Origin of the sequence: Paraburkholderia sp. RL17-347-BIC-D (genome assembly GCF_046027915.1) — a bacterium.
In the GTDB taxonomy this organism is placed as follows: Bacteria; Pseudomonadota; Gammaproteobacteria; order Burkholderiales; family Burkholderiaceae; genus Paraburkholderia.
Genome location: NZ_JARESS010000004.1, coordinates 98,233 through 118,045, shown reverse-complemented (window position 1 = coordinate 118,045; position 19,813 = coordinate 98,233). Strand labels below are relative to the sequence as shown.

Genomic DNA, 19,813 nt, shown 5'->3' with positions numbered 1-19,813 from the left:
CGCGCGCGTCTGTTTCGATCATACCGTGCGGCAGGCGGCCTCAGGAGCCCTCGCCGCCTGTCGCGCCGCCGTTCGACGGCGGTGCGCGCCACGGGTCGGCGCCGCCGAAATCCGGCGCGCGCCGCTCGCGCAGCGAGTTCACGCCTTCGCGCACGTCCGGCCCGGCAAAGCCCATGAATTCCAGCGCGAGCGACGTATCGAACGCCGGTCCCGCCGAGCGCAGCCAGTTGTTCAACGCGTACTTGGTCCAGCGAATCGCCGTTTGCGAGCCGTTGGCCAGCTTCTGCGCGACCTCGAATGCTTTGGGCAACAAATCGTTCTCGTCGACGGCGAGCGAGACGAGCCCAATGCGCTCCGCCTCCTCGCCGCTCACCGGCTCGCACAGCATCAGGTAGTACTTGGCTTTCGCCATGCCGCACAGGAGCGGCCAGACGATCGCCGCATGATCGCCCGCGGCCACGCCCAGACGCGTATGCCCGTCGATGATGCGCGCCGTCTTCGTCGCGATCGAGATGTCGGCGAGGAGGCCCGCGACGAGCCCGGCACCCACCGCCGGTCCGTGCATGGCGGACACAACCGGCTTGCTGCAATTGATTACGTTGTAGACGAGATCGCGCGCCTCGCGCCACACTCGCGCGCGCACGTCGAAATCGGTCGCCATGTCTTCGACGAGTTGCAGGTCGCCGCCCGCCGAAAAGCCCTTGCCTTCACCGCGAATGATTGCCACACGCGTATCGGGATCGCGGTCGATGTCGCGCCAGATCTCCGCGAGTTCGAAGTGCATGCGCGCGTTGGCGGTGGCGAGCGCGCTCTTGTTGGCGCCCTCGCCGCTCATCACGACTTCGAGCACGCCGTGCGGATGGCGATGCAACTGGAGCGACTGGTAGTGCGCGTAAAACGCGTCGTTACGGTGTGGTGCCTGAGACATGATGAGCAATCCGTGTATCGGTGTATCGGTTGAACCGTGCCGCGTTCATTCAACGCGGCTGATAAACCCACTTTGCATTCTTGATTTCGACCATCACACGCGCCCGTTGATCGAGCCCGAGGTGATCCGTGGCGCTCATGTTGACGACGCCGTTGGTGTCCGCGAGACCGCGCGTCGCCTCGAGCGCATCGCGCAGCGCGCGACGAAATTCCGGCGTGCCCGGCGTGCCGCTTTTCAGCGCGATCGGCACAGCGTTGCTGAGCAGCATGCCGGCGTCCCATGTGTACGAGCCGAACGCCGACACGCTGCCCGCGCCACGCACCGCTTCGAAGCGCGCGATGTAGTCGAGCGCGAGGCGCTTGGCCGGATGATCCGCCGGCAATTGCGCGGCGACCAGCACCGGACTCGCGGGCAGGAACGTGCCGTTGCAGTCGGCGCCGCACACGCGCAGGAAATCGTTATTTCCGACTCCGTGATTGTGATAAATCATGCCTTTGTAGCCACGCTCCCTGAGCGTCTTCGGCGGCAACGCGGCGGGCGTGCCGGCCGCGCCGACCACTACCGCGTCTGGGTGCGTCGCGAGAATCTTGAGGACCTGGCCAGTCACGCTCGGATCAGTGCGATTGAAGCGCTCGCTCGCCACCATCTCGATGTGATGCAGTTGCGCGAACTTCGCGACCTCGGCGTAGAAGGTCTCGCCGAGCGCGTCGGCCTGGCCGATGAACGCGATGGTTTTGACGCCGTGCAGGCTCGCATGTTCGGCGATCGCCGACGCCATCATTGCGTCGGTTTGCGGCGTCTTGAAGACCCAGTGGCGTTTTGCGTCCACCGGCTCGATGATCTTCGCCGACGACGCCAGCGAGATCATCGGCGTTTGAGCTTCGGCGACCACGTCGATCATCGCCAGCGAATTCGGCGTAATCGACGAACCGATGATCGCGTCGACGTGATTTTCGGAGATCAGCTTCTTGGTGTCCTGTACGGCCTGGGTCGTGTCGGACGCGTCGTCGAGCACGATGTATTCGACGCTCTGACCGCCGATCTGTTTGGGCAGCAGCGCGACCGTATCGCGCGCGGGAATGCCGAGCGACGCTGCCGGCCCGGTGAGCGACAACACGAGGCCGATTTTCACTTGCGCCAGCGCGATGCCGGGCAACACGCCGGCAAGCGTCGCGCATAACGCAACGGCGCGGCGCGCAAGCCGATTGCGCCAGGGCGTCAAGCCCAAGTGGTTGGATGCGCGAGCGCGCCGGGTTCCAGGTTCAAGAGATTCGAATCGCGGCATGCTGTCTCCTCACGTTGGTTTTTCGTTTTTGATGTGCTGCCGATGTCCCGGCTCATGCCCTGCTCACGTGCCGTTCACACGCGGCTTTGCGACGGTCCTGCGATGAACCCGCAGTCGGCCACCCCCGCCACGCCGTCGCGCCAGTCAGTGTAGCCGCGCGCACTCGCCGCGGCATCGGGCGAAACCCTTTCGAATCCGGCGCGGCGCGCTGCGGAACGCGGCCCGGACGCCGCACTCCGCACAAAAGCGGTGCTTCAATCCAGCGGCGCGATGCCCTGGTCGATCGAACCGAAAATCGACTTGCCCGCTTCGTCGAACATTTCGATCTTCACCGTATCGCCGTACTTCATGAACTCGGTCTGTGGCGCGCCGTGCTCGATGGTTTCGAGGCAGCGCTTCTCGGCGATACAGCAGTAGCCGCGCTTGGCGTCCTTGTTCGACACCGTGCCCGAGCCGACGATCGCGCCTGCTCGCAGGTTGCGTGTCTTCGCCGCGTGCGCGATCAACTGGCCGAAGTGAAACACCATGTCAGTGCCGGCGTCCGGCTGACCGACCTTCCTGTTGTTCCAGTGGACGATCATCGGCCGATGCACGCGGCCTTCGCGCCAGTGTTCGCCGAGTTCGTCGGGCGTCACCGCGACCGGCGCGAACGAGGTGGCCGGCTTGCTCTGGAAAAAGCCGAAACCTTTCGCGAGTTCGGCGGGAATCAGATTGCGCAGCGAGACGTCGTTGACGAGCGTGATCAGACGCACGCTTCTGAGCGCCTGGTCGGGCGTGGCGCCCATCGGCACGTCGGAGGTGATCACGGCGACTTCCGCCTCGAAGTCGATACCGAATGCTTCGGATGCGCACAGCACGTCGTCTTTCGGCCCGATGAAGTCGTCGCTGCCGCCTTGGTACATCAGCGGATCGGTCCAGAATTCCGGCGGCATTTCCGCGCCGCGCGCGCGCCGCACCAGTTCGACATGATTCACATACGACGAGCCGTCGGCCCATTGAAACGCGCGCGGCAGCGGCGCCATGCATTCCTTGGCGTCGAACGAGAAGGTGTTGCGCGCGCGGCCCTGATTGAGCGCGTCGTACAGATCGTGCAATTGCGGCGCGTAGAAGGCCCAGTCGTCGAGCACGCGCTGCAACGTGGGCGCGATCACGTCGGCGATAGCCGCGGTGTGCAGGTCGCGGGACACGACGATCAGCTGGCCGTCGCGCGTGCCGTCCTTCAGCGTGGCAAGTTTCATAGAGGAATGAACCGTGTTAGTGACGATAGAAGGAATCTATTCTACGATGGTGAATCGGCGCGGCCCAAGTGCCCGCAGTCTGCGTCATCCGTGTACCACTTTTTGAATGCGCTGCGTGCGCCTCGCTCATGCCTCCAAATGCCCGCTCCGGCGCGATCCGTACCGACGCCGACTCCGCTCCACCGCTCGACCCGACCGAACCCGACGACGACAGCGTCGAGAGCGGCGAGGAAAAGCTGCGCTCGGGCATCCAGTCGATCGAAGTCGGCTTCAAATTGCTCGACGTGCTGACCCACGAGCCGCGCGCCATGATGCTGCGCGATCTCGCCCAGCGTGCGGGCATGAGCCCGGCGAAGGCGCATCGTTATCTCGTGAGTTTTCTGCGCCTCGGTGTGGTGTCGCAAGACCCGCTGTCGGGCCGCTATGAGCTTGGCGGGTTCGCGCTGCAATTGGGACTCGCGCGGCTGGCTCGGGTCGACGGCGTCAAGCTCGCACGCGTCGCGCTGTCGGAACTGCGCGACCGGCTCGATCTCACGGTGGGCATCGCGGTATGGGGCAATCAGGGGCCGACCATGGTGCATTGGATGGAATCGAGCTATCCGGCCAAGGCGTCGCTGAAACTCGGCGATGTGATGCCGCTGCTCAGTTCCGCCACCGGTCTGCTGTTCGCCGCGTACCTGCCATCGAGCAAGACCGCTGCGATGCTCGAACGCGAACTGGCCGACTCGCGCCGTTCGTCGCATATGGGTGGCCCGCGCACGCGCGACGAAGTCGAGCAGATCCTCGCGCAAGTGCGGGAGCATCAGGCGGCGCGCGTGGAAGGCATGTTGCTGCCGACCATTCACGCGTTCTGCATGCCGGTGTTCGATTCGACCGGCGAACTCGCGCTCGGCCTCGTCGCGCTCGGTCATGAAGGCGCGTTCGATATTCGCTGGGGCGGCGAGATCGATACGGCGTTGCGCGAGTGCGCGGAAAAGCTGTCGTATGAGCTGGGGTATAGTGCGTCGCCACGCGACGAATAGGCGTGTTGTTGCGCGTTGGGCGCTTGTTGGTCGCAAGACTTGAAGCGAACTCAGTCGGCAAGGCGACGATACGGCGTTGCATGCGTGGTTCTGCGTACTGAACGTACGCCTGTTTTCATCGGCGCGGAACATCGCTCGCGGCTGTGCGGTCGAATCGGTTCGCTGCCTGCCTCGTACGCATCAGGCATCAGGCCTGGCGCCTTTTTCGCAATAATCGCCGCTCGCACGTGCTGCTCGTCGATCCCGAAGCTTTCCGCCCGCACACATTCACTGACCGATGTCCTCAGCTCCCGTGACCCGCCGTTCCGATCGCACGCCGCCCAGCGGGCCGCGCACCGGTTTGCGCGTGTGGCGCTGGATCGTGGTGCTGCTGGTCGTGGCCGTTTTGCACTGGATCGCCGCGCAATGGGTCGAGCGCAATCGCGCGACGCTCAACCCCTCGGACAATGAGCATGTTCCCGTGCAGGTCGCGTTGCTGACGCCCGAACGCATCGAACGCAAACCGGCCGCCGCGTCACCCGTGCCTGAACCGGCACCGGCGCGCCACGCCGCGGCGAGCAAGCCGCGCGAACATGTGCTCACCGCCTTGCAACCGGCAAAGCAGGCCGCGCCAGCAGCACCTGCCGCGGCATCTGACGTCATGGCAAGCTCCCCGGCCGCAGCAGGCCCCACCGCGGCACCCAATGCCACCGCCAGCGCCGCCGGCACAGCCAGCGCGCCCGCTGCCGCGAGCGCGCCGCAAGCGTCGCCCGGCGTGAAGTTCTCCGTCCCGCCATCGGGCGAACTGCAATACGACACGTTCTACAACGGTGTGCGCAACCAGCCCGGCACGATCCACTGGACCAGCAACGCGCAAAGCTACGAAATGGTCGTCTCCGTGCCGCTGCCTTTCATCGGTACATTCGTGTATTCGAGCCACGGCCGCATCGACGCATTCGGCCTCGCGCCAGAGCAGTACGTCGAAAAACGCGGCCGCCGGCCGGAAGACATCGCGATCTTCAACCGCACTGACAAGAAAATCGCCTTTACCCGCACCCCGACCACGCTGCAGTTGCCCGACGGCGCGCAGGACCGTTTCAGCATGGTGATGCAACTCGCCAGCCTCGTGCGCGGTGACCCGGCCGCCTACAAACCGGGCGTGACGCGGCAGTTCTTCGTGGTGGATAACGATAGCGGCGAAAACTGGCCGGTCGAGACGATCGGCGATGAAACCATCCGCACCGCCCAAGGTTTCCTCGACACGCGCCATTTCAAGCGCCTGCCCCGCCGTGATGGCGATTTGCGCCGCATCGACGTGTGGCTTGCGCCGTCGCTCGGCTGGCTGCCCGCGCGTATCGTTCAGACGGAACCTAACGGCACGCAATTCGAACTGGTGTGGCGCGGCAAGCTCAATGCCGACACGGCCGGCAGCCCGCCCAGCAGCAATGGCGATGCAAGCACGGCTTCCCCTGATATTTCGACCAGCCCGCCAGCGCCGGCCGCATCGGCAGTTACGCCCGAGGCCATGCCCTCATCTCCGGTCGATCCGACCGATCCCGCCAATACACCCGGCATCATCAAACCCTAAGCGACGAATCCGAACTAGGTCTCCATCAGATCGGCGAAACTTCCGCATTAAGGTTGACTCGCACCACCTGCTGCAACCGTTCGCGCCTATGCTGCGTATATGGATCAGCGGTAATTAGCCCATGACAGATGGGACACAGCGCGCGCGAATGGACCCTTCCACTGCGTTCCCCTTCAAAGGAGCCCGCATGCAAGTGAACATCAACGGTATCGAGACGCGCTATGTGCTGAGCAACGAGGGCGGCGGCCCGTGGCTGACGTTCATCCATCAGCTCGGTGGTGATTTGTCCGTGTGGGACCAGCTCGCAGGCTATTTCCGCGACGACTACACCGTGCTGCGCTACGACGTGCGCGGCCACGGCAAGACCGCCGCATCCGGCGCGCCCTTCAGCATCGCCGATCTGTCGCACGATCTCGTCACGCTGCTCGATGCACTCGACGCACCCAGTACGCATCTGGTCGGCATGTCGATGGGCGGCATGATCGCCCAGCAATTTACACTCGATCATCCCGCGCGCGTCGACTCCTTGACGATCGCCGACAGCAGCGCCGGCACGCCGCCGGAAGCCCGCGCCACGTGGGATCAGCGCGCCGCGGCGGCCCGCCGCGACGGGATGGCGTCGCTCGTGCCCGCGACATTGAGCCGCTGGCTGACGCCCGATTTTCAGACCGCGCATCCCGAAGCGGTCGAGCAGATCCGCGACGTGTTGACCCACACGTTGTCAGAAGGCTACGCCATGGCGTGCGAAGCCCTGCGCGATTTCGACGTACGCAGTAAGCTGGGAGCAATCCGATGCCCAACATTGACCGTGGCGGGCCGCCACGACACGGGCACGCCGCCTGCTTCTACACAGGCAATAGCAGACGCCATCGAAGGCGCACGTTTCGAACTGCTGGATGCCGCTCATCTCGCGCCCATCGAGCAATCTCACCGTTTTGCTGCACTGCTTGAAACGTTTCTTGAAAGGCCGGTCTAACCGGTAGGTTCGGAACTTTACAAGCGTCAATCCGGACCCACCCCTTGAATTCCAAACCATACGCTCCACCTATGGCGCAGGAATGGCCAGGAGCCAACGGAAATAAGGAGTGTCGCCATGCAAATGATCTACAACAGCCCCAACTATTGTGTCGTCGAGTTTCCGCCGCAGGAAGGCCCGCTGGCCATGAAGTCGGGCGGCTACGAGATCGTCGACAAAAACATGCAGCGTGAGATCTATATCGACGGAGCAATGGCGGCGCGTTTTCGCGAGCACGTGCAGAAGTTGATCGAAGAGGAGCCGTCGCTGGATGAAGTAGACGAATTCCTCGGCCAGTTCGACAGCCTGATGCATCAACCGGTGATTCTTCACTAACGGCAGGGTTCGATTTAACGTTTTTGGCGACATACATCGACCGCGCCGTCCGGCCCCGTAACCGGGTAACCCGGCGGCTTTTACAAGTCGGTCGGCAAATATGAAGCGGCCCAGCAGGCTTTTGCCTCGCTGGGCCGTTTTCTTTGCCATGCCGGTTTAACGTTTGCTTTAACGTTCGCTTTTACGTTCTTTTCCATGCAGCGCACCTCGACAGCCCGGGTGACTGCGCCTCGCCCGCGCCGGGCGGATCTGCCCGGCAGCGGCTACAATGACAGGTTTCCCGAAAAAGCCGGCGCAAGCCCTCGTCCGCCATGAACCAGCCCGCTCAAACCGCCACGCCAGTCCGTCCCGACGCCGCCTACACGCGCGGCACGGGGCTGCCCGCGCTGCTCAAGTCGCGCATCCTGATCCTGGACGGCGCAATGGGCACGATGATCCAGCGCTACAAGCTCGACGAAGCCCGCTATCGCGGCGAGCGCTTTAAGGACTACGGGCGCGACATCAAAGGCAACAACGAACTGCTGTCGATCACGCAGCCGCAAATCATCAGCGAGATCCACGAGCAGTATCTGGCGGCGGGCGCGGACATCATCGAAACCAACACGTTCGGTGCGACCACGGTTGCCCAGGCGGACTACGGCATGGAAGCGCTCGCCGTTGAGATGAATCTCGAATCGGCGAAACTGGCGCGTGCCGCCTGCGACAAATTTTCGACGCCCGACAAGCCGCGCTTCGTGGCCGGCGCGATCGGACCGACGCCGAAGACCGCGAGCATTTCCCCTGACGTGAACGATCCGGGCGCGCGCAATGTGACGTTCGACGAACTACGCGCGGCCTACTACGACCAGGCCAAGGCTTTGCTCGACGGCGGCGCGGATCTGTTCCTCGTCGAGACCATTTTCGACACGCTCAATGCGAAGGCTGCGCTGTTTGCTCTCGACGAACTGTTCGAAGACACCGGCGAGCGTTTGCCGATCATGATCTCCGGCACCGTCACCGATGCGTCGGGCCGCATTCTGTCGGGTCAAACGGTTGAAGCGTTCTGGAACTCGCTGCGTCATGCGAAGCCGCTCACGTTCGGTTTGAATTGCGCGTTGGGCGCGGCTTTGATGCGCCCGTATATCGCCGAATTGGCCAAGCTTTGCGACACTTACGTGTCGTGCTATCCGAACGCCGGCTTGCCGAATCCGATGAGCGATACGGGCTTCGACGAACTGCCCGCGGATACGTCGGGTCTACTGAAGGAATTCGCGCAGGCCGGGCTTGTGAATATTGCCGGCGGTTGCTGTGGCACGACGCCGGAGCATATCGCGGCGATTGCGCAGGCGCTGGCCGAAGTGAAGCCGCGCGCGTGGCCCACGCAATACCGCGACGCAGCCTGAGCCCAGCGGCGCCTCGCCGAGCAGGCGCCGCCGCACTTCCGCTATCGAACACGACGCACTTAATCGCAGCAATCGAGCACATACGCCATGACCGATCACACCATGCGCCTTTCCGGCCTCGAGCCGTTCAACGTCACGTCCGGGACGCTTTTCATCAACGTCGGTGAACGCACCAACGTGACCGGCTCGAAGGCGTTCGCGCGAATGATCCTGAACGACCAGTTCGACGACGCGATCGCGGTGGCGCGGCAGCAGGTCGAAAACGGCGCGCAGGTCATCGACGTCAACATGGACGAGGCGATGCTCGATTCGAAAGCGGCGATGGTGCGCTTCATGAATCTGATCGCGTCGGAACCGGATATCGCGCGCGTGCCGATCATGATCGACTCGTCGAAGTGGGAAGTGATCGAAGCGGGCCTGAAGTGCGTGCAAGGCAAAGCGATCGTCAACTCGATCTCGCTGAAGGAAGGCGAAGAAGCGTTTCGCCACCACGCGAACCTGATTCGCCGCTATGGCGCGGCCGCGGTGGTGATGGCCTTCGACGAAAAGGGCCAGGCCGATACCTTCGAGCGCAAGACGCAGATCTGCAAGCGCTCGTATGACTTTCTGGTGAACGAAGTCGGTTTTCCGCCGGAAGACATCGTCTTCGATCCGAACATCTTCGCGATCGCAACCGGCATCGAAGAGCACAACAACTACGCCGTCGACTTCATCAACGCCACGCGCTGGATCAAAGAGAATCTGCCATACGCAAAGGTGAGCGGCGGCGTGTCGAACGTGTCGTTCTCGTTCCGCGGCAACGATCCCGTGCGCGAAGCGATCCACACCGTGTTCCTCTATCACGCGATCCAGGCGGGCATGGACATGGGCATCGTCAACGCGGGCCAGCTCGGCGTGTATGCCGACCTCGATCCGGAGTTGCGCGAACGCGTTGAAGACGTCGTGTTGAACCGCCGTGAAGACGGCACCGACCGGCTGCTCGAAATCGCCGACAAGTTCAAGACCGGCGCGGCGAAGAAGGAAGAAAACCTCGAGTGGCGCAACCAGCCGGTCGAGAAGCGTCTGTCGCACGCGCTCGTGCATGGCATCACCAACTTCATCGTCGAAGACACCGAAGAAGTCCGCGCGAAGATCGCCGCGGACGGCGGCCGCCCGATCAACGTGATCGAAGGGCCGTTGATGGACGGCATGAACATCGTCGGCGACCTGTTCGGCCAGGGCAAGATGTTCTTGCCGCAAGTGGTGAAGTCGGCGCGCGTGATGAAGCAGGCCGTCGCGCATCTGATTCCGTACATCGAAGAAGAAAAGAAGCTGATGGCCGAAGCGGGCGCCGACGTGCGCGCGAAGGGCAAGATCGTCATCGCCACGGTGAAGGGCGACGTGCACGACATCGGCAAGAACATCGTCTCGGTGGTGCTTCAGTGCAATAACTTCGAAGTGGTCAACATGGGCGTGATGGTTTCCTGCAACGACATTCTCGCCAAGGCGAAGGTCGAAGGCGCGGACATCATCGGGCTCTCCGGCCTGATCACGCCGAGCCTCGAAGAGATGGCGTATGTCGCCTCGGAAATGCAGCGCGACGACTACTTCCGCATCAAGAAGATTCCGCTTTTGATCGGCGGCGCGACCACCTCGCGCGTGCACACCGCCGTGAAGATTGCGCCGCATTACGAAGGGCCGGTGGTCTACGTGCCGGACGCGTCGCGCTCGGTCTCGGTGGCATCGAGCCTGCTGTCCGACGAAGGCGCGGCGAAGTACCTCGACGAACTCAAGTCCGATTACGACCGGATCCGCGATCAGCACGCCAACAAGAAAGCGCTGCCGATGGTGACACTGGCCGAAGCCCGCGCCAACAAAACCAAGGTCGATTGGGCGAGCTACCAGCCGGTCAAGCCGAAGTTTATCGGCCGCCGCGTGTTCAAGAACTTCGATCTGAGCGACCTGGCGAACTATATCGACTGGGGTCCGTTCTTCCAGACGTGGGACCTGGCCGGCCCGTATCCGGCCATCCTGAACGATGAGATCGTCGGCGAATCGGCGCGGCGTGTATTCTCGGACGGCAAGTCGATGCTCGCGCGTCTGATCCAGGGTCGCTGGCTGCAAGCGAACGGCGTAATCGCGCTGCTGCCGGCCAACACCGTGAACGACGACGACATCGAAATCTACACGGACGAATCGCGCTCGGAAGTCGCGCTCACGTGGCGCAATCTGCGCCAGCAGAGCGTGCGTCCGGTGGTGGACGGCGTGATGCGGCCGAACCGCTCGCTTGCCGACTTCATCGCGCCGAAGGATTCGGGCGTGGCCGACTACATCGGCATGTTCGCGGTGACGGCGGGTCTGGGTGTCGACGTGAAGGAAAAACAGTTCGAAAAGGACCACGACGACTACAGCGCGATCATGCTGAAGGCACTCGCCGACCGTTTCGCCGAAGCCTTCGCCGAAGCGCTGCATGCGCGCGTGCGGCGCGACCTGTGGGGCTACGCGAACGCCGAAACCCTCTCCAACGACGACCTGATCGCGGAAAAGTACCACGGCATCCGTCCGGCGCCCGGCTATCCGGCCTGCCCGGATCACTTGGTGAAGCGCGACATGTTCGACGTGCTGCAAGCCACCGATATCGGCATGAGCGTGACCGAATCGCTGGCCATGCTGCCGGCGGCGAGCGTCTCCGGCTTCTATCTGGCGCATCCGGACAGCACTTACTTCTCGGTTGGCAAGATCGGTCAGGACCAGTTGGAAGACTACGCAAAGCGCATGTCGCTGTCGAAAACGGATGCGGAACGGGCCTTGGCGCCTTTGCTGTAAGCCTTCGGGCGTGGCGGGAAGCCCACTATATCGGCCTTGAAAGACTGAATATTTGCGGCAACGTAATTTTCGGCTTTGTAGACTGAGGCGGCTTGACCCCGCCAGACGCGGCCAAAACGCGTCGGCTTACTAATTGCAATCGTCAACGGAGAAAATCGTATGAAGAAGCTGACGCTGTTGTTGACCGCTGTTTCGCTTGCCTTGGGCGCCACGGCGGCGCTGGCCCAGCCCGCCGCGCCTGGCGGTTCCAGCTCGGTCAGTTCGTATTCGCCGCCCACGGTGAAACACGTCAAGAAACCGAAGAAACAGAAAGCGAAGAAGGGTGCGTCGGCTCCCGCGGCCGCGCCGGCGGACGCCGCCAGCCAGTAAGCACAGTACGGCAGCGCCGGTCGGTCTGAATCTCTGAACGAAAAAGAGCCCGCATCGAGCGGGCTCTTTTCGTTGGTGCGCAAGGTTCGCGCCGCCGGGCGCCGCGGCTCTATCTAAAGCGCCGCGCACAGCGGTTCAGCGCCGGCTCAGATACCCCAGACGATATCCGCGTTTTCCTTCTGCGCCGCGCGCAGCATGTCGAGGAACGGATACGCGCGCTGCGCGAGTCCCGGCGGAATCTCGTGATGCTCGTGGCCGTCTTCGCCTTCGTGGAAATGGCCGTCGTGCTCGGCACGTTCCTGCTTGTCGACGGAAATCGCTGCCTCGAGTTTCTCGATGGCGGGGGCCAGTTCGTCGTGAGTGATGACGCCGCGTTGACCCAGCCGCTTGCCGACGATGCCGACCAGGTACTGGGCAAGGTTTTCCAGCATCATCACGTCCGGGCTGGCTCGGCATTTGAAAGTAATCAACATGACTGTTCCCTTTTTCGTTATGTTGGATTGGCGCGCGAGCGGCTCAAAGGCGGCTGCCAGCGCGCGTTACGTTGGCTCGCCGATCAGGCGCGGCGGCCACGGCCCTTGTTGGGCATCTCATTGAACATATTAGCACCTGCTAAAATCCGTCTGGACGGAAAAGCGTGCCGCAATGCGCCGTGTGCGGCGAAGCGCAGGGAGCGTGGCCCGGCCGGTTGGGCGCAACCCGCATGCCGCGCCAGCCAACGCCACGGCAAGCCGGCGCGCACCGCGCTTGATGCGTTGCAGGCAACGTGCCTGATACCGCACCCATTGCGACCGCTGCGCTTCGGCAAATGCATGCCGCTTTCCACGCTTCTGACGAACCGGCCGCGCCTGCCGCGCGGCCGGCGCCTCTCCCGCATCACCGGATTGCCTCACTGGACTCGCAACAAGCATGCTGCCTGCACATAAACATACCCTCGAAACACTGCTCGCCGACACGGTGAAGCAAGTCGCGACCGCCTCGCAAGGCGCGGCCGAAGCCGCGTTCGTGTCGCCCACCATCACGCTGGAGCGCCCCAAGGTCGCCGCGCACGGCGACGTCGCGTGCAACGTGGCGATGCAACTCGCCAAGCCGCTGCGCGCCAATCCGCGCCAGCTGGCGCAACAGATCGTCGACGCGCTGCTCGCGCAACCGCAGGCCAAGGGCCTCATCGAAGCCGCCGAAGTGGCCGGCCCCGGCTTCATCAACCTGCGCCTCGCGTCCGCTGCCAAGCAGGCGGTGATCGCCGCCGTGTTCGCTGAGAAAGAGGCTTTCGGCCGCTCGCAACGCGACGCCGGCAAGCATGTGCTGATCGAATTCGTCTCGGCCAACCCGACCGGCCCGCTGCACGTCGGCCATGGCCGTCAGGCCGCGCTCGGCGACGCGCTCTCGAACGTGCTGGCCTCGCAAGGCTGGGACGTGCATCGCGAGTTCTACTACAACGACGCCGGCGTGCAGATCCAGACGCTCGCGCTGTCGACTCAGGCACGCGCCCGCGGCCTCGCGCCCGGCGACGAAGGCTGGCCGGCTTCGGCGTACAACGGCGAGTACATCGCCGAGATCGCGCAAGACTATCTGAGCGGCGCCACCGTGGCCGCGAGCGACGGCGAGCCGGTCACCGGCGCGCGCGACGTCGAAGACCTCGAAGCGATCCGCCGTTTCGCCGTGGCGTACCTGCGCCGCGAGCAGGACATGGACTTGCAGGCGTTCGGCGTGAAGTTCGACCAGTACTACCTAGAGTCGTCGCTGTACAAGGAAGGCCGCGTCGAGAAAACCGTCGACGCATTGATCGCCGCCGGCAAGACCTACGAGCAGGAAGGCGCGCTGTGGCTGCGCACCACCGACGACGGCGACGACAAAGACCGCGTGATGCGCAAGAGCGACGGCACCTACACGTACTTCGTGCCGGACGTCGCCTATCACGTCGCCAAGTGGGAACGCGGCTTCACCAAGGTCATCAACATTCAGGGTTCGGACCACCACGGCACGATCGCGCGGGTGCGCGCCGGCCTGCAGGGTCTCGGCATCGGCATTCCGAAGGGCTATCCCGACTACATCCTGCACAAGATGGTCACGGTCATGCGCAACGGCGAAGAGGTGAAAATCTCCAAGCGCGCCGGCAGCTACGTGACGGTGCGCGACCTGATCGAATGGTCGGGCGGCGCGACGCCGGGCTCGGAAGCCGCCCTCGATCTGATCGACGAGGAAACGATTCGCCGTGGCCGCGACGCGGTGCGCTTTTTCCTCATCTCGCGCAAGGCCGATACGGAATTCGTGTTCGACATCGACCTCGCGCTGAAGCAGAACGACGAGAATCCGGTGCACTACGTCCAGTATGCGCACGCGCGGATCTGCTCGGTCATCGCCGAGTGCAAGGCGCGCTACAGCACGGACGAAAGCACGCTGGCTGACGTGGACGTCGCGCCGCTCACCAGCGAACGCGCGATGGCCCTGCTGAACAAGCTCGCCGAATTCCCGGACATGCTGCAACATGCCGCCGACGAACTCGCGCCGCACGCCGTCGCGTTCTATCTGCGCGACCTCGCCGGGGAATTCCACTCGTTCTACAATGACAGAGCCGAGCGCGTGCTGGTCGACGATGCGGCCGAGCGCAATGCACGCGTCGCGCTGCTCGCGGCCACGCGTCAAGTGCTGGCCAACGGTCTCGCGACGATCGGCGTCTCCGCTCCCGTCAAGATGTAAGTCCTCCGGCGCAACATGCATGCGGCCGTCGTTATAATCGACGGCCGTTCCAGGATTCTTTTTGCAGGTGATTCATACAATGGCAAAACCACGCCGCACAACAAAGCAATCGAAACAAACCGGGGGGACTTTTCTCGGCATCGTGCTGGGCCTGATCGTCGGCCTTGCGATCGCGGTAGTGGTGGCGCTGTATATCACCCGCGCGCCCACGCCATTCGTCTCGAAGGTGGCGCCGCCGGCGGCACCCGATTCGGGCGCGAGCCAGCCGCAGTACGACCCGAACCGTCCGCTGCAAGGCAAGACGCCGGGCCAGCCGGTGCCGCAAGCCGCGCAGCCGGCGCCGCCGAACACCGCGCCGGGCCAGACCAACTCGCAGACGCAGTCGGGCATGCTGGAAGAACCGCAGATCGTCGAAGTGCCGCCCGCCAACGGCAACGCGAACGGCACGGCGGTAGCGCCGAAGCCCGCGCAGGATAACGGCAACGGCACGGCCACCACGCAGGCGAAGAAGCCGCAAGCCTCCAGCGCACCGGCCGCCACCGCGGCAGGTTCGGCGCCGAAGAGCGGTTCGTCCGCCACGGCCGCCAACGCCAAGCCCGGTTCGGGCGCGGCGCCGGCGCCGGGCGATGCCAACACCGGCTACTTCCTGCAAGTGGGCGCGTACAAGACCTCGGCGGATGCCGAACAGCAGCGCGCGCGTCTCGCCTTCCAGGGGTTCGAATCGAAAGTCACGCAGCGCGATGCCGGCGGCGTCACGTATTACCGCGTGCGCATCGGGCCGTTCTCGAAGTTCGAAGATATGAATTCGAGCCGTCAGCGTTTGTCGGACGCGGGCGTGGATACCGCAGTGATCCGCTTCACGAAGCAATAAGCCAACAATAAACCTACGGTGATTTGCCGGAACGCGCCGCCGCCGAACTATCGGCGTGCGGCGCGTGTCACAAACACGACGGACGGTTCAAACCGTCCAACGCCGAATCTTGAAGACGGTGACGGGCATTTGCGTGGCGCCACCGTTTTACGCCTACTTGGGTCAACACAACATGAAGAAACTGCTGAGCATTCTGTTCCTCTCGCTGGGCCTCGTTGCAGCCTCGGCACAGGCATCGCCGGCCGCACCGGTGTCGGGCAAGGATTTCACCGTGCTGCCCACCGCGCAGCCGACCGACGTGCCGGCCGGCAAGATCGAAGTCACCGAATTCTTCTGGTACGGCTGCCCGCACTGCAATGAATTCGACCCGTACCTCGAAGCGTGGGTGAAGAAGCAAGGTCCGGACGTGGTGTTCAAGCGCGTGCCGGTCGCCTTCCGTGACGACTTCATTCCACATTCCAAGATGTATCACGCGCTCGACGCGCTCGGCCTGGCATCGCAGCTCACGCCGAAGGTCTTCAATGAAATCCACGTCAACAAGGACTACCTGCTGACGCCGGAAGATCAGGCCAAATTCCTCGCGAAGAACGGCGTCGATCCGAAGAAGTACATGGACGCGTACAACTCGTTCTCGACGCAAAGCGCGCTGCAGAAGGACAAGAAGCTGCTGGACGACTACAAGATCGACGGCGTGCCGACGCTGGCCGTGCAGGGCAAGTATGAAACCGGCCCGGCTGCGACCAACAGCCTGCCGGGCACGATTCAGGTGCTGGACTACCTGGTCGCGCAGGTCCGCGCCAAGAAGATGTAAAGCCGAGGCGCCGGAATGAGTTCACCCCTGAAGGTTTTCATTACCGGCGCATCGAGTGGCATAGGCCTCGCGCTCGCCGCCGAATATGCGCGGCGCGGCGCGATTCTCGGCCTCGTTGCCCGCCGCGGCGACGCTCTCGCCGCCTTCCAGCAGTCCCATCCGCAGAACACCGTCTCCATCTATTCCGTCGACGTTCGCGACGCCGAAGCGCTCGCCGATGCAGCCGCGCAGTTCATCGCGCGGCACGGCTTGCCCGATGTCGTGATCGCCAATGCCGGCATCAGCCGCGGCGCGGTCACTGGTCACGGCGATCTGCGCACCTTCCGCGAAGTGATGGACATCAATTACTTCGGCATGGTCGCCACCTTCGAGCCGTTCGCCGCCGCGATGAGCGCCGCAAAACGCGGCACGCTGGTCGGTATCGCCAGCGTCGCGAGCGTGCGCGGCTTGCCGGGCTCCGGCGCGTATAGCGCGTCGAAATCGGCGGCGCTCAAGTATCTGGAAGCGTTGCGCGTTGAAATGCGACCGTATGATGTCGGCGTGGTCACTATCGCGCCCGGCTATATCCGCACGCCCATGACCGAGCACAATCCGTACACCATGCCTTTCCTGATGGACGCCGATCGTTTCGCGGTGAAGGTGGCGCAGGCGATCGAGCGTCAAACGGCATTCGCGGTGTTCCCCTGGCAGATGCGCGTGGTGGCCATGCTGCTGCACGTGCTGCCGCGCTGGCTCTACGACCGCGCGTTCGAACGCGCGCCGCGCAAGCCGCGCGCCACCGCCGAAGCCGAGTAACTCATGCAACCTCGTGCGGTCGATGCAGCCGGCGTCGCGCACGAACCAGCGGGCGCCGCAGCGCGCATCGTTTCGCTGGTGCCGAGCATCACCGAACTGCTGTTCGCGCTCGGACTCGACAGCCAGATTGTCGGCCGCACCGGCTTTTGCGTGCATCCTCACGACAAGGTGCGGCAGGTACGCAAGGTCGGCGGCACCAAGGCCGTGAATCCCGACGCCATTCGTGCGTTGCGCCCCACCCATCTGATCGTCAATATCGACGAAAACGAGCGCGATACCGTCGAGCGATTGCGCGCGTTCGTGCCGCATATCGTCGTGACACATCCGCAAACACCGCGGGACAATCTGGCGCTCTATACGCTGCTGGGCGCGATCTTCGATCGCGCCCAGGAAGCGCGGCGCCTGAGCGATGCGCTCGAAGCCCGTCTGAGCGAGGCGACGGCGCGCGCGTTCACTCCGCAAAACGTGCTGTATCTGATCTGGCGCGAGCCGTGGATGACCGTGGCGCGCGACACCTATATCTCGACGATGCTGCGGCTCGTGAACTGGCACACGCTGCCGGACGTGCAAGGCGGTGCGGCAGGCGCCGCGCGTTACCCGACACTCGACTTCGACGCCGCGCCGTGGCTCGCCCAGGTCGACCGCATCCTGCTCTCCAGCGAGCCGTATCGCTTCACGCAAGTCCATTGCGACGCGCTGAAACGCGATCCGCGACTGGCCGGCAAGCGCATCGAGTTGATCGATGGGGAAATGGTGTCGTGGTACGGCGTGCGCGCGATTGAAGGCGTCACCTATCTGCTGCGACACGCGGCGACGGCGTGAGCGCAAGCCCGCTGCCCGCTCCATATGAATATGCGGATTATGTTGTTGTCGCCGCAACCACCCTTCGATAAGCTTTCGCGAAGGCCGACGCGCGCGTAGGCGGCATTGCCCGACCCATGCGCCAGCGCCGGAAACGTATCACAATAAAGACGACGGCTACGCCGCAAGGCCGCCCGTCCCTCGTCAACGGAACATAACCACACAACCAGACGCACTGCCTGACTGCGCTTGTTATGGGAGATCCTATGCGCTTCAAACTGCTCGCAGCCGCCGTACTGTTCACGGCGCCCGCGCTCGTGCTCGCCAAACCGCTGACCGTCTGTACCGAGTCGAGCCCCGACGGCTTCGATGTCGTGCAGTTCAATTCGCTCGTCACGACCAATGCGTCGGCCGACGTGATCTTCAACTCGCTGGTCTCGTACGACGAGGCCACGAAGAAAGTGGTGCCGGCGCTGGCCGACAAGTGGGACGTGAGCGCCGACGGCCTCACCTACACGTTCCATCTCCGCCCGAACGTGCAGTTCCAGACCACCGACTACTTCAAGCCCACCCGGCCGCTTACCGCCGACGACGTCGTCTTCACGTTCGACCGCATGCTCAACGACAGCAATCCGTGGCACAAGGTGACGGGCGCGAGCGGCTTCCCGCATGCGCAGTCGATGGGTCTGCCGAAGCTCATCAAGTCGATCAGCAAGGTCGACGACAACACCGTCAAGTTCGAGCTGAACGCGCCCGACGCGACCTTCGTGTCGATCCTGACGATGGGTTTCGCCTCGATCTATTCGGCCGAATATGCCGACCAGTTGCTGAAGGCCGGCAAGCAGGTCGATCTGAATTCGAAGCCGATCGGCACCGGTCCGTTCGAACTGAAGAGCTATACGAAAGACGCGGTCATCCGCTACGACGTGAACCCGACCTACTGGGGCCCGAAGCCGAAGATCGACCGTCTGATCTACGCGATCACGCCGGACGCCACGGTGCGGGCGCAAAAAGTGAAGGCCGGTGAATGCCAGATCGCTTTGTCGCCGAAGCCGCAGGATCTCGCCGATGCGAAGGGCGACAAGTCGCTCGCCATCGTGCAGACGCCCGCGTTCATGACGGCGTTCGTCGCGTTGAACACGCAGAAGAAGCCGCTCGACAGCCAGAAGGTGCGCGCCGCGCTGAACATGGCGTTCGACCGCACCACGTATCTGAAGACCGTGTTCGACAACACGGCGACACCGGCCGTGAACCCGTATCCGCCGAACACGTGGAGCTACGACAAGGCCGTGAAGGGCTGGCCATACGACCCGGCGAAGGCGAAGAAGCTGCTTGCCGACGCGGGCTATCCCAACGGCTTCGAAACGACGATCTGGGTGCGGCCGAACGGCAGCGTGCTGAATCCGAATCCGAAGGCCGGGGCCGAACTGCTGCAAGCCGACTTCGCGAAGATTGGCGTGAAGGCCGACGTGAAGGTGATCGAATGGGGCGAGTTGATCAAGCAGGCCAAGCAAGGCCAGCATGATTCACTCTTCATGGGCTGGGCCGGCGACAACGGCGACCCGGACAACTACCTGTCGCCGCTCTTCAGTTGCAACGCGGTGAAGTCGGGGATCAACTTCGCGCGCTTCTGCGACCAGGATCTGGACAAGCTGATCGCCGACGGCAAGGCAACGCCGGATCAGGCCAAGCGCGCGAAGGCATATGAACAGGCGCAGCAGATCATCCACGACCAGGCGCTGTGGATTCCGCTCGGGTATCCGACTGCGGCGGCGATCACGCGCACGAACGTGAGCGGTTATCACGTGAGTCCGTTTGGACGGCAGAACTTTGGGGCGGTGTCGGTGCAGTAATCGCCTTCGCGTTTCAACGTGTGAAAAAAAGCCCG

General features: G+C 63.7%; 17 protein-coding genes. 13 read left to right on the top strand and 4 right to left on the bottom strand.

Annotated elements, in window-relative coordinates; all coding sequences use genetic code 11:
* Nucleotides 1–40: 40 nt before the first annotated feature.
* The 3 genes from P0D96_RS07815 to P0D96_RS07805 all read right to left on the bottom strand — a co-directional run bounded on the left by P0D96_RS07815 (nucleotide 41) and on the right by P0D96_RS07805 (nucleotide 3,451).
* Nucleotides 41–928: an enoyl-CoA hydratase/isomerase family protein gene (locus tag P0D96_RS07815; protein WP_408181158.1), complete on the bottom strand. Its 888-nt coding sequence runs from the start codon at nucleotides 926–928 to the stop codon at nucleotides 41–43.
* Between the two features lie 49 nt (nucleotides 929–977).
* Nucleotides 978–2,213 (bottom strand): ABC transporter substrate-binding protein, encoded by a 1,236-nt coding sequence (locus P0D96_RS07810; RefSeq protein WP_408312810.1) that lies wholly within the window; start codon nucleotides 2,211–2,213, stop codon nucleotides 978–980.
* A gap of 254 nt (nucleotides 2,214–2,467) precedes the next feature.
* The gene (locus tag P0D96_RS07805) at nucleotides 2,468–3,451 is read right to left on the bottom strand and encodes a fumarylacetoacetate hydrolase family protein (RefSeq protein WP_408181156.1); all 984 of its coding nucleotides are present in this window, start codon (nucleotides 3,449–3,451) and stop codon (nucleotides 2,468–2,470) included.
* Nucleotides 3,452–3,579: 128 nt separating this feature from the next.
* Here P0D96_RS07805 and P0D96_RS07800 point away from each other — a divergent pair, with 128 nt between their 5' ends.
* The 7 genes from P0D96_RS07800 to P0D96_RS07770 all read left to right on the top strand — a co-directional run bounded on the left by P0D96_RS07800 (nucleotide 3,580) and on the right by P0D96_RS07770 (nucleotide 11,947).
* A complete protein-coding gene (locus tag P0D96_RS07800; RefSeq protein ID WP_408312806.1) occupies nucleotides 3,580–4,473 on the top strand; it encodes an IclR family transcriptional regulator in 894 nt (297 codons plus the stop codon).
* 277 nt (nucleotides 4,474–4,750) lie between these two features.
* Nucleotides 4,751–6,040 (top strand): DUF3108 domain-containing protein, encoded by a 1,290-nt coding sequence (locus P0D96_RS07795; protein ID WP_408181154.1) that lies wholly within the window; start codon nucleotides 4,751–4,753, stop codon nucleotides 6,038–6,040.
* A 187-nt stretch (nucleotides 6,041–6,227) separates the two neighbouring features.
* Entirely contained in the window at nucleotides 6,228–7,016 is a 789-nt protein-coding gene (locus P0D96_RS07790; protein WP_408312802.1) for an alpha/beta fold hydrolase, read from the top strand.
* Nucleotides 7,017–7,133: 117 nt separating this feature from the next.
* A complete protein-coding gene (locus tag P0D96_RS07785) occupies nucleotides 7,134–7,391 on the top strand; it encodes a BTH_I0359 family protein (protein ID WP_007179533.1) in 258 nt (85 codons plus the stop codon).
* A gap of 311 nt (nucleotides 7,392–7,702) precedes the next feature.
* Nucleotides 7,703–8,773, top strand: coding sequence for a homocysteine S-methyltransferase family protein (locus P0D96_RS07780; protein ID WP_132376251.1), 1,071 nt, complete (start codon nucleotides 7,703–7,705; stop codon nucleotides 8,771–8,773).
* 87 nt (nucleotides 8,774–8,860) lie between these two features.
* Nucleotides 8,861–11,578 carry a methionine synthase gene (gene metH, locus P0D96_RS07775; RefSeq protein WP_408181152.1) on the top strand — a complete coding sequence of 906 codons (2,718 nt, stop codon included), beginning with the start codon at nucleotides 8,861–8,863 and terminating at the stop codon, nucleotides 11,576–11,578.
* A gap of 159 nt (nucleotides 11,579–11,737) precedes the next feature.
* A complete protein-coding gene (locus P0D96_RS07770; protein ID WP_012431543.1) occupies nucleotides 11,738–11,947 on the top strand; it encodes a hypothetical protein in 210 nt (69 codons plus the stop codon).
* 146 nt (nucleotides 11,948–12,093) lie between these two features.
* Here P0D96_RS07770 and P0D96_RS07765 read toward each other — a convergent pair whose 3' ends face one another.
* Complete coding sequence (locus tag P0D96_RS07765; RefSeq protein WP_408284039.1) at nucleotides 12,094–12,420, bottom strand: DUF1840 domain-containing protein; 327 nt, start codon at nucleotides 12,418–12,420, stop codon at nucleotides 12,094–12,096.
* A 436-nt stretch (nucleotides 12,421–12,856) separates the two neighbouring features.
* On the opposite strand from P0D96_RS07765, the gene argS reads away from it, so the two are divergent.
* The 6 genes from argS (at nucleotide 12,857) to P0D96_RS07735 (ending at nucleotide 19,778) form a co-directional block, all read left to right on the top strand.
* Nucleotides 12,857–14,647: an arginine--tRNA ligase gene (gene argS, locus P0D96_RS07760; protein ID WP_408312797.1), complete on the top strand. Its 1,791-nt coding sequence runs from the start codon at nucleotides 12,857–12,859 to the stop codon at nucleotides 14,645–14,647.
* 61 nt (nucleotides 14,648–14,708) lie between these two features.
* Complete coding sequence (locus P0D96_RS07755; protein ID WP_408181148.1) at nucleotides 14,709–15,518, top strand: SPOR domain-containing protein; 810 nt, start codon at nucleotides 14,709–14,711, stop codon at nucleotides 15,516–15,518.
* 172 nt (nucleotides 15,519–15,690) lie between these two features.
* Complete coding sequence (locus P0D96_RS07750) at nucleotides 15,691–16,329, top strand: thiol:disulfide interchange protein DsbA/DsbL (protein WP_408312794.1); 639 nt, start codon at nucleotides 15,691–15,693, stop codon at nucleotides 16,327–16,329.
* A 15-nt stretch (nucleotides 16,330–16,344) separates the two neighbouring features.
* Nucleotides 16,345–17,124, top strand: coding sequence for an SDR family oxidoreductase (locus P0D96_RS07745; RefSeq protein WP_408284031.1), 780 nt, complete (start codon nucleotides 16,345–16,347; stop codon nucleotides 17,122–17,124).
* A gap of 3 nt (nucleotides 17,125–17,127) precedes the next feature.
* Nucleotides 17,128–17,946 (top strand): cobalamin-binding protein, encoded by an 819-nt coding sequence (locus P0D96_RS07740; protein ID WP_408284029.1) that lies wholly within the window; start codon nucleotides 17,128–17,130, stop codon nucleotides 17,944–17,946.
* Nucleotides 17,947–18,191: 245 nt separating this feature from the next.
* Complete coding sequence (locus tag P0D96_RS07735; RefSeq protein ID WP_408181145.1) at nucleotides 18,192–19,778, top strand: ABC transporter substrate-binding protein; 1,587 nt, start codon at nucleotides 18,192–18,194, stop codon at nucleotides 19,776–19,778.
* The last annotated feature ends 35 nt before the right edge of the window (nucleotides 19,779–19,813 follow it).